General features: G+C 41.9%; 11 protein-coding genes. All 11 read right to left on the bottom strand.

Annotated elements, in window-relative coordinates; genetic code table 11:
• Positions 1–5: 5 nt before the first annotated feature.
• Positions 6–2,546 carry an EAL domain-containing protein gene (locus tag AN389_RS09045; RefSeq protein WP_055017934.1) on the bottom strand — a complete coding sequence of 847 codons (2,541 nt, stop codon included), beginning with the start codon at positions 2,544–2,546 and terminating at the stop codon, positions 6–8.
• Between the two features lie 339 nt (positions 2,547–2,885).
• Positions 2,886–4,169: a phosphoribosylamine--glycine ligase gene (purD, locus tag AN389_RS09040; RefSeq protein ID WP_055014722.1), complete on the bottom strand. Its 1,284-nt coding sequence runs from the start codon at positions 4,167–4,169 to the stop codon at positions 2,886–2,888.
• Positions 4,170–4,185: 16 nt separating this feature from the next.
• Positions 4,186–5,007 carry a class I SAM-dependent methyltransferase gene (locus AN389_RS09035; RefSeq protein ID WP_055014723.1) on the bottom strand — a complete coding sequence of 274 codons (822 nt, stop codon included), beginning with the start codon at positions 5,005–5,007 and terminating at the stop codon, positions 4,186–4,188.
• A 97-nt stretch (positions 5,008–5,104) separates the two neighbouring features.
• A complete protein-coding gene (gene purH, locus AN389_RS09030) occupies positions 5,105–6,691 on the bottom strand; it encodes a bifunctional phosphoribosylaminoimidazolecarboxamide formyltransferase/IMP cyclohydrolase (RefSeq protein WP_055019665.1) in 1,587 nt (528 codons plus the stop codon).
• A gap of 325 nt (positions 6,692–7,016) precedes the next feature.
• Positions 7,017–7,307, bottom strand: coding sequence for a DNA-binding transcriptional regulator Fis (fis, locus tag AN389_RS09025; RefSeq protein ID WP_002957804.1), 291 nt, complete (start codon positions 7,305–7,307; stop codon positions 7,017–7,019).
• 19 nt (positions 7,308–7,326) lie between these two features.
• A complete protein-coding gene (gene dusB, locus AN389_RS09020) occupies positions 7,327–8,298 on the bottom strand; it encodes a tRNA dihydrouridine synthase DusB (RefSeq protein WP_171037620.1) in 972 nt (323 codons plus the stop codon).
• Positions 8,299–8,580: 282 nt separating this feature from the next.
• Entirely contained in the window at positions 8,581–9,462 is an 882-nt protein-coding gene (gene prmA / locus AN389_RS09015; RefSeq protein WP_055019664.1) for a 50S ribosomal protein L11 methyltransferase, read from the bottom strand.
• Between the two features lie 66 nt (positions 9,463–9,528).
• Positions 9,529–11,376, bottom strand: coding sequence for an RNA polymerase sigma factor RpoD (gene rpoD / locus AN389_RS09010; RefSeq protein WP_055014727.1), 1,848 nt, complete (start codon positions 11,374–11,376; stop codon positions 9,529–9,531).
• Positions 11,377–11,499: 123 nt separating this feature from the next.
• Positions 11,500–13,251, bottom strand: a complete 1,752-nt coding sequence (gene dnaG, locus AN389_RS09005) for a DNA primase (RefSeq protein WP_055019663.1) — start codon at positions 13,249–13,251, stop codon at positions 11,500–11,502.
• A 179-nt stretch (positions 13,252–13,430) separates the two neighbouring features.
• Complete coding sequence (locus AN389_RS09000; protein WP_055014729.1) at positions 13,431–13,877, bottom strand: GatB/YqeY domain-containing protein; 447 nt, start codon at positions 13,875–13,877, stop codon at positions 13,431–13,433.
• 20 nt (positions 13,878–13,897) lie between these two features.
• On the bottom strand, positions 13,898–14,113 hold the full coding sequence (gene rpsU / locus AN389_RS08995; RefSeq protein WP_002957797.1) for a 30S ribosomal protein S21: 216 nt from the start codon (positions 14,111–14,113) through the stop codon (positions 13,898–13,900).
• Positions 14,114–14,193 lie beyond the last annotated feature (80 nt).

Raw genomic sequence — 14,193 nt, 5'->3', positions numbered from 1 at the left:
TGATATTAAAACGTGGAGTTTAACATCTTTAAACTGTATTGGCTTTTTAAGAAGTGTAAATAGTCATCATAGGGCAGGGGTTTTGCGTATAAGTAACCCTGTGCTCTGTCTGCGCCCATCTCTTTTAATAAGTGGTGTACATCTTGGGTTTCTATGCCTTCCATGGTGATAGATAGCCCTAGGTTATGTGCCATGTCTATAGCGGTTTGCACAATCACTTTATTGGCGGTGTTATTTGTTAAATCAAATACAAATGATTTATCTACTTTAAGCTCTGTAAAGCGGTAATTTACCAAATAGCTTAATGATGAATAGCCAGTGCCAAAGTCATCAAGCACTACCCGTACCCCTAAATCTGATAGTTCATTAACTAATGAAATAAGCGCTTCGTGGCTATCAACGAGAGCCGACTCCGTTAACTCAAACTTAAGTAACTGTGGCGGAACTTGGTATTTTATAAGAATGTTTTCTACTTTTTCAGCTAGGTTTTTAATTGACAGGTTTTTAGCACTTAAGTTTACGCTAATAGGGTGGTCTTTATAGCCTTGCTCCGTTAGTTTAATAATATCTTTACAGGCCTGCTCAATAACCCATAAGGTGAGCTCATTAATTATACCTGTGTGTTCAGCAAGGGTAATTAGCTCCTCTATAGAGACACCTTTAAAAGCGGGATCAGGCCAACGCAGCAACGCTTCGGCGCCACTGACTTGATTGAATTTAAGCCCTATTTGGGGTTGGTAATATAGCGCTAGTTGGTTGTCTTTAATCGCTTTTTGTAATTTAGCCGCTAATGCTACATCCATTAATATATTACTGTTATTAGAGGCGCTGACGACTAAATCGTTACTACTCTTGGCTTTTTTAAGCGCTAAATAACCCCGTTTTGTCCAATATTCAAAATCGTCATTTTTGGCAGCATTACTAATGCCTATGTTATAGGTCAGTTGTAAGTTTAGCCCTTGAATTTCGTATTGCTTTGGCAGGCTATTAATCACTTTAATTAAAGCCCCTTCAAGAGATTGCTGATTTTGGTTCTTAGTCGATATGCAGGCAAATATCCCGCTGCCTAGATCGGCTAAGCGGGGACTGTTATTAAAGTCTATGTCGAGGCTGGTAAATTCCCGCTCATGGCTAAGCTCTAACTCTATTTGCTTAGCCACGTGCTTTATTAACGTGTAGCCCTGTGATGGGGTAATTATTGTGTTGAGCGAATTAAAGTGGCGAATTTTAATCAAGCATAGGGTGGTATTACGCCCTTGTGCTTGTAAGCTCATAAACGCTTGTTTTAATTTGGCACTGTTAAGTAATTTAGTTTGCTGAGTATGTGTAGCATGATAAAGCGCGCGCTCGCGCTGATAGCGCACTCTATCGGCAAGCGCCATAGCCATTAAAATAACTTCACACAAAATCGCCACTAAAAACGCGTGACGAATCGCAAAACTATAATCCAAAAAGCCGGTTAACTCTAATGGCTGTATTGCTGCGCCAACAATGAGAGGAACCCACGAAAAAACATAAAACTTCGCCCACCTAAAGCCCGTGCGTAGTTTATTGTAAATCAAAATAGCGCACATGATGTACAACAGGCTTAGCACACAAAAAAACAGCGGCGCTGCAATGTACTCGGGTATGAATAATGTAATTAATGCTAATAAAAATATTAGAGTAAGTAGCGCTTTACTCATTTTATAGCGCCAACATTTATCTTTGTGGTAGCGTAAAAACATGGTGCAAAAGGCGAGGGTAAAGAAGGCCATTGAGTAGTTTGAAAAAATTACTTTTTCGTGCAGATACAATTGCCACTCTAGGGGCCATAAATAAAAGCCAAAGCCCATTACAATGCCCATTAAACACAGCGCACTAATGATATAGCCTATATAAACTAAATAAACGCGGTCTTTAATTCCAAAATAAAGCACTAAATTATACAGGGCGGCCATTAGTAGCACGCCTGCAAATATGCCCCAAATACCGGTTTGCGAGCGAACTAAATCAACAAATTCTTTATGGCGATACAAATTAATAGGGGTTTTGCTAATCCCCGTTGTATCAATTTTAATGGCTAAGCGCTCTGTTGTTTTACTCTCAAGTGCAAAACGTATATGCGGTACGCTATATTGGAAAAGCGTGAGAGACTTTACTTTATCACCTAATTTATAGCTTTCTATAAGCTCATTTCTTTTATTTAATCGATACACGCTTAAGTGATCAACCATAGGGTTATCAAAATGAGCAACAATGTCTTGAGTATCTAAACTTTTATTTTCAAGGTCTATAAATAGCCAATAGTTTTGCTGCTTAAAGCTCCACGGAATATCGCTCAGCGATTGGTGGGTGAGCAAATTAGGATTTAAAATAATATCGTTTAGCGTGTGAGATTTACTCTCATCTATATAGTAAGCAAAGTCTAAATATACAGGTGTGGTTTTATCGATGGTATAACGAGTCGGCACTACTAGGTTAGAAGCGAGTGTGCTAATAATATATAATATGAAAATCAGTATGGCTAAGGCCGTGGCATGATAACGTAAAGTTTTCGTTTCCAACGTTGTATACTTGTAATAACTCTTTTAATTAGTGTAGCACTAAAAAAGCGCATATAAACTGCGCTTTTTTAGTTAAATTTTTAGGGCCTGCTGACCTTTCAGGATTAAAATTTGTTTATCCTAGAGATAATTTAATCGCGGCGTGAGGTTTGTAACCTAGTGGATTAAGTCAAACCCTTTGGGCAGCGCATGTTTGGCATTTATTCCTCGTTATCGCCCATTTATGGGGAATAACCACATTACATAGGCGCTGCCTTGCCTAAATACCAAACATACTGCTGCAAATTTAACCTATAAAGATAAGCAAGCTCTAAGTTAAACCAATAATTTAGTTACAGGCTACTGCTCGCGAGCAATTGCTCTGTAAGCTATATCGGTGCGGTACTCCATACCTTCCCAGCTAATTTGTTTTACAAGCTCGTATGCACGTTGCTGCGCCTCGGTAACGGTATTGCCAAGTGCCGTTGCACATAATACACGTCCACCTGCGGTGACAACGTTTTCGCCCGCTTGCTTAGTACCTGCATGAAATACTTTTTCATCGGCAGGGTAGTTAACTTTAAGGCCTGATATTGCATCACCTTTAGGGTAATCACCTGGGTAGCCTTTAGCGGCAAGTACAACACCTACGGCTGCGCGCGGGTCAAACTCAATGGTTGTTTTATCAAGCTCTTCGCGGTTAGCCGCTTCAACAAGCTCAACTAAGTCTGATTTAAGACGAAGCATCATAGGTTGTGTTTCAGGGTCTCCAAAGCGGCAGTTGTACTCAATCACTTTAGGTGTGCCCTGGGCATCAATCATTAAACCTGCGTATAAAAAACCAGTGTAAGGGTGGCCTTCGCTTGCCATTCCTTCAACGGTAGGAACGATGACTTCGTTCATAATACGCTGGTGGATCTCGTCGGTTACGACAGGTGCCGGTGAGTACGCGCCCATGCCGCCAGTATTTGGCCCTTTGTCACCATTGTAGGCGCGTTTATGATCTTGGCTTGTTGCAAATGGCAAAATATTTTTACCATCAACCATAACAATAAAAGAAGCTTCTTCGCCTTCTAAAAACTCTTCGATTACAACACGGCTGCCAGCTTCGCCAAACGCATTACCTGCCAGCATATCGCGAATAGCGTCTTCAGCTTCACGCTCGTTCATTGCTACAATCACACCTTTACCAGCCGCTAGGCCATCTGCTTTTATTACAATTGGCGCGCCTTTTTCTTTTAAATAAGCAAGGGCAGGGTCAATTTGTTCAAACGTTTGGTAATCAGCGGTTGGGATTGCATGGCGAGCTAAAAAGTCTTTAGTAAACGACTTAGAGCCTTCTAGCTGTGCTGCGCCGGCTGTTGGGCCAAAAATAGCGAGACCGTGTTCACGGAACTTATCTACTACACCCAGTACAAGCGGAACTTCAGGGCCCACAATAGTAAGTTCTACATTGTTTTGTTGCGCAAAGTGTAATAGGCCATCTAGGTCTTCAACGTTAATTGCAACGTTCTCTAATTTTGGCTCAAGTGCAGTACCAGCATTACCTGGTGCTACAAATACGGTGTTTACTTTACTGTTTTGAGCGGCCTTAAACGCAAGTGCGTGTTCGCGGCCGCCACTGCCAATGACTAATACATTCATGGCGAAATATTCCTATTTAAAGCGGTTTTTTAAATTTCAGCGTCATACGGTCGCTTTCACCAATAGCTTTGTATTTATCGGCATCTTGCTCGCCAAGGCGTAAGCTTGGTGGAAGCGTCCATACCCCTTTAGGGTGATCGGCTGTATCTTTTGGATTCGCGTTAATCTCACTTGTTGCAACTAATTCAAACCCAGCTTTTTTAGCTAAATCGATGACGTAGCTTTGCTTCATGTAGCCAGTTGATTTTTGATCCTCATCAGCACGGCTCTCATCTAAGCGGTGTTCAACTACACCTAATACGCCACCTGGTTTTAACGCTTTATAAAAAGATTTAAACGCGCTTAATGCACCTTCAGTGTCTTTACCCATGTACCAGTTATGTACATTGCGAAAGGTTAGTACCATGTCGGCAGTACCGGCTGGGGCAATATCAGTGTGCGTTAGAGGAGCAAATTCAGAAATTTTTACTTTGCTAAAACGCTCATCTTCGGCCACTTTTTTCTTAAAGTTGGCCAGTGAGCGTTGGTAATATCCCACCGATGAATCACTCGGAAAGTGCGCAGCGTAATATAGGCCTTGCTCTTTAAGTGCTGGTGCTAATATTTCACTGTACCACCCACCGCCTGGCGCAATTTCAACCACGGTCATTGTTGGTTTAAAACCAAAAAATGCCAGAGTTTGCTCAGGGTGACGGTATTCATCGCGGGCGCTATTTTTAGCGCTGCGCTCACTTGATTGAATAGCATGGCTAAGGCTTGACTCATGGTTATGGCTAAGTGCCATAGTTGATGTAAGCGCAAGCGAGGCAACAAGTAGTGACTTTAGTGCAAATTTCATCGTTTGTTCCTTAACATTTTATATAGGTGTTGAATCAGAATACGTGAATTGATTGCAAACAAAAAGGGCTAAACGCTGTGTTTAACCCTTTGTGTGATTAGTGGCGGAAGTGGCGCATGCCGGTAAATACCATTGCCATGCCAGCTTCGTCAGCAGCGGCGATAACTTCTTCATCGCGCATTGAGCCACCTGGTTGTATTACGGCTGTAATACCGGCCGCTGCAGCTGCATCTATGCCGTCACGGAACGGGAAGAATGCATCCGACGCCATCACTGAACCAGGTACTTCTAGGTTTTCATCAGCGGCTTTAATACCTGCTATTTTAGCGGAGTAAACACGGCTCATTTGACCTGCGCCTACGCCAATGGTCATTCCGTCGCGGGCATATACAATCGCGTTTGATTTAACAAACTTAGCCACTTTCCAGCAAAACAGTAAATCTTTAAGTTCTTGCTCAGAAGGCTGACGTTTAGACACAACTTTTAAGTCGCCTTGAGTAACCATGCCTAGGTCGCGGTCTTGTACTAAAACACCGCCGTTTACGCGTTTAATGTCGTGGCCTGTTGCTTTGCCACTCCATTGTCCACACGCTAATAAACGTACATTCTTTTTCGCTTCAACAATTTTTGCCGCTTCGTTTGAAATGCTAGGGGCAATAATCACTTCAACGAACTGGCGATCAACAATGGCTTGTGCTGTTTTTGCATCAAGCTCGCGGTTAAAGGCAATAATGCCGCCAAACGCTGAGGTTGGATCTGTTTTAAAGGCACGGTCGTAAGCACTAAGAATATCTTCGCCAATTGAAACGCCACATGGGTTAGCGTGTTTAACAATAACACATGCAGGTACATCAAATTCTTTAACACACTCAAGTGCGGCGTCGGTATCTGCAATGTTATTAAACGACAGGGCTTTACCTTGTAGCTGAGTAGCTGTTGCAACGGATGCTTCGCTTACGTTGTTTTCAACATAAAAAGCAGCATCTTGGTGCGAGTTTTCACCGTAACGCATATCTTGCTTTTTAGTGAACTGCATATTGATAGTACGAGGGAATTTAGACTCTTCGGCGGCTTCTTCTGTGTAATCAGGCACCATTTTGCCAAAGTAGTTAGCAATCATGCCATCGTACTGAGCAGTGTGCTCATACGCTGCAATGGCTAAGTCAAAACGTGTTTTATACGTAGTTGAGCCATTATTGTTTTGCATTTCGCTAATAACACGCTCGTAATCGCTCGCGTTTACCACAATCGTTACATCTTTGTGGTTTTTAGCGGCTGCACGAACCATTGTAGGCCCACCAATATCAATATTTTCAATGGCATCTTCAAGGCTGCAGTTTTCTTGAGCGACAGTATTCGCAAAGGGGTATAAGTTAACTACAACAATATCGATAGCTGAAATGTTATTATCTGCCATTACACCTTCATCTTGTCCGCGACGCGCCAATATGCCGCCGTGAATTTTAGGGTGAAGAGTTTTTACGCGACCATCCATAATTTCAGGATGACCTGTGTGATCTGATACTTCAGTCACTTTTATGCCGTTATCAGCAAGGAGTTTGCAGGTACCGCCAGTTGATAAAATATCAACACCTTGCGCTTCTAGAGCGCGGGCAAATTCAACAATACCAGTTTTATCAGACACACTTAAAAGTGCGCGACGAATGGGACGATGAGTATCCATTGTAGTTTGATTTCCTCAGTTAATGAGCTAGCTTAGAAGCGGGCATTTTAACTGATTACTACTCAAAAAACGACTTATAAAGCGCCAATAAGCGTGAGCATTTTGCAATTTGGTTAATGAATTGCAGGTATAAAAAAAGCACCCAAAGGTGCTTTTTTTGCATGATACCAATTGTATTGGATTAGTAAGCAGTTATTACGATAGAAAAACAAGTCTATAACAAGGCAAAAATTTTACAGTGTAGTTATTCTACATAAGAAATTTTTAACGCCGTTATGGGCTTGTTTAGTCCGTTAGAATGCTTACGCTTTCAATATCATTGGTATTAGTTCATGCCGTATTTTTTTAGCTTTTTACGTAAAGTACCGCGGTTGATACCTAGTAAAATTGCCGCACGAGTTTGGTTACCACGTGTGTATGTCATTACTTCTTCAAGTAATGGCGCTTCTAGCTCTGAAAGAACAAGGTCGTAAACGTCTTGCACATCTTGACCGTTAAGCTGCTTTAAATAGTGGTGAACAGCTTTTTTTACTGCATCACGCAATGGCTGCGGTTTCTCGTGTGACTGAACATGAGGGTTTGTGATAAATGGAGAAGTCACGTTTTGTTCGAACATTATTTAATCTCTTTCTTTCTTAGTTAGCTGCTAGTGTTTTAAAGTATTGCGTTAATGCGTCAACTTGTGCTTTTGGGTTGTCGAGCGCATTAAATACTCGCCTAAACTGACCGTCACTGTCATGGGTTTGCAAATACCAAGATACATGTTTGCGAGCGATTCGCGCTCCCATTGGCTCGCCGTAAAACGCATGGAGGTTATCTAAATGCTCCATTAAAATACTTCGCACCTCTGAAATAGCAGGTGGTGGTAAGTGTTCTCCAGTTCGCAAATAGTGGTCTATCTCCCTAAATATCCAAGGGCGACCTTGGGCGGCTCGGCCAATCATAATGGCATCTGCACCCGTATAGTCCAAAACCTGCTTTGCCTTCTCTGGTGATGTAATATCACCATTAGCAACCACAGGTATCGACACTGAGCGTTTTATATCCCTAATCGTGGCATATTCTGCTTCACCTTTGTACATACATGCGCGCGTACGCCCATGTACAGCAAGTGATGCAATGCCATAACGCTCAGCTATTCTCGCAATCTCTACACCATTACGGTTATCCTGATCCCATCCTGTTCGGATTTTAAGTGTGACCGGGATATCAACAGCATTTACTACTGCATCAATTATCTCTTCCACAAGTTCAGGAAACTGTAATAAGGCAGAGCCTGCGAGTTTCTTGTTCACTTTTTTTGCTGGGCACCCCATATTGATATCTATGATCTGTGCACCGTTTGCAACATTGAATTGTGCGGCCTGCGCCATAAGCTCAGGATCTGCTCCTGCAATTTGCACCGCGCGTATACCCGATTCGCCGCTGTGATCCATACGGTTCATCGATTTTTCAGTCTTCCAAACCTTCGGGTTTGACGATAACATTTCAGACACGGCCAAGCCTGCGCCTAAGCGGCGGCAAAGCTGTCTAAATGGTCTGTCTGTAATACCTGCCATTGGCGCGACTATTACATTATTCTCAAGTTGGTATGAACCGATACGCACTGTATTCAATAGGCCTCTTTTCAAGGGGCGCTAAGTTTACGGTTTTTTTAGGAAAAATCAAAGGCTATAAATTGAACAAAAGTGACTTTTTTTTGCCCTTTTCGTATTGACTTTTGATAACCGCATGACAAGCGGGTTGATTTGTTTGAAATTTAAGCAAAAAATAATTTTGCCAAATGATGCGGGCTAATTTTTTAACTGTAAAAAAATAGTAAAGCCTGTTAAATACAGGCTTTACATGCAAGTTTTGAGTTAAAACTCTAAATTTATAAATGTATGAGGCTAGCTATTTTTTGTACCGCTTACACGGGTCCAATCACCCTCAAGTGCAATATCATCAAGCTTAATAAACGGTGCGTAAATATCGGCAACGGATTGAGCTTGTTCTTCTAATATGCCCGACATAGCAATTTTGCCACCAGGCTTTAGTAAACCCAAAATTACACTGTGAAGCTCACGCAGCGGCTGCGCTAAAATATTAGCTACTACAATATCAGCACTAAACTCAGGCAGGTTTTCTGGCAGGTATACCTCAAGCTTATCGGCTACGCCATTACGTTGTGCGTTATCTAAGCTTGCTTCAAGCGCTTGCGGGTCGATATCAATACCTATCATGCGCTCTGCACCAAGTTTGATGGCTGCAATGCCTAAGATTCCCGATCCACACCCAAAATCAACCACTGTTTTACCGCTTAAATCCTGGCTTTCTAGCCATTTTAGGCATAGTGCTGTTGTTGCATGTGTACCCGTACCAAACGCAAGGCCTGGGTCGAGCAATACATTGACTGCATCTGGGTCTGGAATTTCGCGCCAGCTTGGGCATATCCACAGTTTTTCACCGAACTGGATGGGGTGAAAGTTATCCATCCACTCACGCTCCCAGTCTTTATCTTCAAGTTGCTCAATTTTGTATACTAGCGTGTCTTTAATTTCATCATGACGTTTAAGTAGTGCAATTACGCTGTTCATATCATGATTGGCTTCAAAAAGACCAATTACAGTGGTATCGGCCCAAAACTCAACGGTGCCAATTTTAGGCTCATAAATAGGTGTATCTTTAGCGTCAATAAAAGTAACAGAGGCACTGCCTGCTTCCATTAATAAGTCACTCACTGCATCTGCGGTTGCAGCATTGGCATTGATACGGATTTGGATCCAAGCCATGGTTGTTTCCTTTAAATAGAAAAAAGGCCGCTACAGCGGCCTTTTTAGTTTATAAGAAGCGCTAAATTATTTAGCGTCTAAAAAGCTTTTTAGTAAGTCTGAGCGAGAAGGGTGGCGTAATTTACGCAGTGCTTTCGCTTCTATTTGACGAATACGCTCACGGGTTACGTCAAACTGTTTACCTACTTCTTCTAAGGTGTGGTCGGTATTCATATCAATACCAAAACGCATACGTAATACTTTAGCTTCACGTGCTGTTAAGCCCGCTAACACATCGTTTGTCGCGCCACGAAGAGACTCCATTGTTGCCGAGTCGATAGGCGAATCAATAGTAGTATCTTCGATAAAGTCACCTAAGTGCGAATCTTCATCATCACCGATTGGGGTTTCCATTGAAATTGGCTCTTTGGCAATTTTAAGTACCTTACGGATTTTATCCTCAGGCATCATCATGCGTTCTGCTAATTCTTCTGGATTTGGCTCACGACCCATTTCTTGTAACATTTGACGAGAAATACGGTTAAGTTTATTAATCGTTTCTATCATATGTACCGGAATACGGATTGTTCTTGCTTGGTCAGCAATTGAGCGAGTAATCGCTTGGCGAATCCACCACGTAGCGTAAGTTGAGAACTTATAACCACGGCGGTATTCAAACTTATCTACCGCTTTCATCAAGCCAATGTTACCTTCTTGGATTAGATCTAAGAATTGTAAACCACGGTTTGTGTATTTTTTAGCAATTGAGATTACAAGACGTAAGTTAGCTTCAACCATCTCTTTTTTCGCACGGCGCGCTTTTGCTTCACCAATGCTCATACGACGGTTTATGTCTTTAATACGCTCAATGCTTAAGCCTGTGCTTTCTTCAATAACACATAGCTTTTGAATGCAACGAATAATTTCAGGCTTCACTTGCTCAAGTTTAGCTGAGTGTTTTTCGTTAGCAGCAATTTCTAGGTCTAGCCATGCTGTGTCTGTCTCGTTATTAGCAAAATGCTTAATAAACGTTTTCTTAGGTAGCTTAGCTATTTGTACAGCTTGTTTCATGATAAGACGTTCTTGAACACGCACTCTGTCCATCATTTCTCGCATGTTATTTACCATGCGATCAAACTGTTTTGGTACTAATTTAAAGGTTCTGAAAAGCTCGCCAATCTCAAAAATAGCGGCTTGAGAATCTGGGTGCGAACGCCCTTTTTCATCAAATGTAGTACGAGCCTTAATGTATAAATCACGTAAGTTTTCAAAGTGAACACGGGCTTCCTCTGGATCAGGGCCTGTATCTACTTCTTCTTCGTCTTCATCATCATCGCTGTCTTTGTCATCTTCATCATCGTCTTCATCAAGTTGCTCTTCACTTAATTCAGAACCAATGTGTGTCGCAGAGATTTGTGCTTCGTCTTCGTTAGGATCGAAAAAGCCAGAAATAATGTCGCTTAGGCGCATTTCTTCTGCTTCGAACTTATCCCACTGCTCGAGTAGGTAAGTGATTGCTTCTGGGTATTCGGCAACAGAAATTTGTACCTGGTTGATACCTTCTTCAATGCGTTTAGCGATTACAATTTCGCCTTCACGAGTAAGAAGTTCCACAGTACCCATTTCACGCATGTACATGCGCACTGGGTCAGTAGTACGGCCAATTTCTTTTTCTACAGTTGCAAGGGCTGCAGCAGCAGCTTCTGCTGCGTCTTCGTCTGTCGTGGTTTCTTGCATCATTAATTCATCAGCATCAGGCGCATTTTCGCTAACCTTAATACCCATGTCATTAATCATGCTAATGATATCTTCTACTTGATCTGAGTCGATTATGTCTTGTGGAAGGTGATCATTTACTTCAGCAAAAGTTAAGTAGCCTTGCTCTTTACCTTTTTGAATCAGAAGTTTTAATTGTGACTGAGGAGTTGGATCCATAGAGATTGTTTCTTCCACTCTGATAAGTTGATACAACAGGCGTCATCATAGAATTAGCCTTTAACTAACTTTAATAATGTGACGCAGTGAATAGCACAGTATAACAGTTTAAATCAAGTCTGACTAGCCGTTACTCGCTTTTAGCGCTGTCATAAGTAAATGACATTCGAGTTTTTCATCACTTGATAAGCCCTGTGTCTTGTCCTTTATTAATAGGGTCTCTAGTCGATAATTTAAACACTGATCTTCAATAAATTTAAAAGTATTTTGAAAAACAGTCTCTAAACGCTCATCACTAATTTGGTGCTGCCATGTGGCAAGCTTTACTAGCGGTTCGTAATCCTCGGAATCTCTAAATGATTCGAGTAAAACTGCTGTGTTTGCATTATCTTTTTGCAGTGCGCGCTCTTGTAAGCGCAGTAGCAAACCTATGCCGGCTATGTTCATTTGAGCAAGCTCTGGTAAGTAAGGCACACTTTTAGCTAACTGTGGGTGCTGAATTAAAATACCAATAGCCTGTCGCATAGGGGTAATTTTAAATTTACGCTCAACCGCTTGTTGCTGTTTAGGGGTTTTTAATCGGCTGTTTAATTGCTCACGCGTACGGCCAATTAAACGACCTAACTGCTCTAAAATATTCTCTTGGTAAAATTCACTCGGAATTTTTTCAATTAACGGCAATGCAGCACTCAATAATTTAGCTTTCCCAGAGTCGAGTGTTAGGTCTACTTCTTGGCTAAGTTTATTAAACAGCACTTTAGTGAAGTCATCTGCTTGGCTTAAGCGTTGCTCAAACTGTGTTTTACCTTCTTGTTGTACTAGTGAATCTGGGTCTTCGCCATCGGGTAAAAATACAAAATGCAGGGCTTTGCCATCGTTTAAATAGGGCAAGGCGTTTTCAAGTGCTCGCCAAGCTGCATCGCGGCCCGCTCGGTCACCATCGTAACAACAAATAACCTTGTCGGTGGTCCTAAATAGCGTATGCATATGCTCGCTTGTCGTAGCTGTACCAAGAGCTGCCACTGCGTATTCTATTCCTTGCTCAGCAAGCGCAACTACATCCATGTAACCTTCTACAATGAGTACATGTTCAAGTTTTTTATACGCTTGTTTTGCCTCATAAAGACCATAGAGCTCAAAACCCTTATGAAAAATACGGGTCTCTGGTGAGTTTAGGTATTTTGGCCCTTGGTCGGCTTGCATAACACGCCCACCAAAGGCGATAACACGGCCACGTTTATCACGAATAGGAAACATTAAACGGTCGCGGAAAAAATCAAACTGCCTGCCTGGTGTCTTTTCAGAGGCAAGCTTAAGCTCAACTAATTGCTCTTTTTGTTCTTTTGTTCGGCCAAGTTGCTGGCAAAGCGCTTCCCATTCGCTCGGCGCATAACCAATCATAAACTTTTTAACTGTTTCGCCGCTTAAACCACGTCCTTTTACGTAATCAATTACCGTAGCAGAGTTGCTATGGTGCTTTAATTGGTGCTGGTAAAAGCGTGCTGCGTGTAACATTAAATCGTAGTCTGAGCGTTTTTGTGCTGCCGTGCGCTCTGGGGCTGAGCTGTTGCCATTCTCTCGAGGCACATCTAAATTTAAAAGGCTAGCGAGCTCTTCTATGGCATCAACAAACTCAAGCTTGTCGTACTCCATAACAAACGAAATAGCATTGCCATTAGCACCACAGCCAAAGCAGTGGTAAAACTGTTTATCTTGAGAAACAGTAAACGAGGGAGACTTCTCGTTATGGAAAGGGCAGCAAGCTTGGTAGTCTTTGCCTGCTTTTTTAAGACCAACCTTAGAGTCTATTAGCTCTACAATATCTGTTCTGGCGAGTAAATCGTCAATAAAATTTCGTGGGATCTTTCCAGCCATGTTTTGTAAGTAGTCCTAACAATTGGTGAGGTGTAATTTCAACACAATGCGTGCATTTATAAAAGAGGTATAGTGTGTTTAAAGTATTGCTCACTCTAAAATGAGTGCTAGCTCTATAAACGAAGAAACCGAGCACAGGGCTCGGTTTACTTGAATCATACTTTATGTATGTGGGGGTATTAGGCTGTTAATCGTTGCTTAATTAAACCAGAAAGCTTGCCCATATCGGCACGTCCTTCGGCTTTGCTTTTGATTATGCCCATTACTTTACCCATGTCTTGCATACCTGCTGCATTAGTATCAGCAATAGCCGCATCAATAAGGGCAACAATTTCTTCTTCACTCAGTTGTTGAGGTAAAAAAGTTTCTAGTGCTGCGATCTCATTGGCTTCAATTTCGGCTAAATCTTCACGCCCAGCACCTTTGTACTGAGTGTAAGAGTCACGACGTTGTTTAACAAGCTTCACTATAACGGAGGTAATACCTGCGTCGTCGAGTGTTATTTGCTCGTCAATTTCACGTTGCTTAATTGCGGCAAGCACCATGCGAATAGGGTTAAGACGTTGTTTGTCTTTTGCTCTCATCGCATCTTTTTGCGCATCTTTTAGCGTTATTAAAAGGCTCATTTATACAAGACCAAATACGATTAGTATAATTTAACGCGACGTGCGTTATCGCGAGAAAGCTTCTTCATGTGACGCTTAACCGCTGCAGCTTTTTTACGCTTACGCTCAGCTGTTGGCTTTTCATAGTGCTCGCGACGACGAACTTCTGAAAGGATACCTGCTTTTTCACATGAACGCTTGAAGCGACGAAGTGCTACGTCAAACGGTTCGTTCTCTCTTACTTTAATTACTGGCATTAAAAATTCACCTACCTAAATTATGAGCGTTGCTCAAGTTGATCAAACATTGATCAAGTGGTTCAAAAATGGTGCGGTAT

The sequence above is a fragment of the Pseudoalteromonas sp. P1-7a genome, assembly GCF_001401855.1.
GTDB lineage: Bacteria > Pseudomonadota > Gammaproteobacteria > Enterobacterales > Alteromonadaceae > Pseudoalteromonas.
This window is presented reverse-complemented; position numbering and strand designations above follow the sequence as displayed.

Bases quoted from the DNA above. Each gene is read 5' to 3' on its own strand.
- purD (WP_055014722.1), bottom strand. From the start codon at position 4,169: ATGAATGTATTAGTCATTGGCAGTGGCGGCCGCGAACACGCACTTGCG.
- AN389_RS09035 (WP_055014723.1), bottom strand. From the start codon at position 5,007: ATGAAATTTGCACTAAAGTCACTACTTGTTGCCTCGCTTGCGCTTACA.
- purH (WP_055019665.1), bottom strand. From the start codon at position 6,691: ATGGATACTCATCGTCCCATTCGTCGCGCACTTTTAAGTGTGTCTGAT.
- fis (WP_002957804.1), bottom strand. From the start codon at position 7,307: ATGTTCGAACAAAACGTGACTTCTCCATTTATCACAAACCCTCATGTT.
- prmA (WP_055019664.1), bottom strand. From the start codon at position 9,462: ATGGCTTGGATCCAAATCCGTATCAATGCCAATGCTGCAACCGCAGAT.
- rpoD (WP_055014727.1), bottom strand. From the start codon at position 11,376: ATGGATCCAACTCCTCAGTCACAATTAAAACTTCTGATTCAAAAAGGT.
- dnaG (WP_055019663.1), bottom strand. From the start codon at position 13,251: ATGGCTGGAAAGATCCCACGAAATTTTATTGACGATTTACTCGCCAGA.
- AN389_RS09000 (WP_055014729.1), bottom strand. From the start codon at position 13,877: ATGAGCCTTTTAATAACGCTAAAAGATGCGCAAAAAGATGCGATGAGA.
- rpsU (WP_002957797.1), bottom strand. From the start codon at position 14,113: ATGCCAGTAATTAAAGTAAGAGAGAACGAACCGTTTGACGTAGCACTT.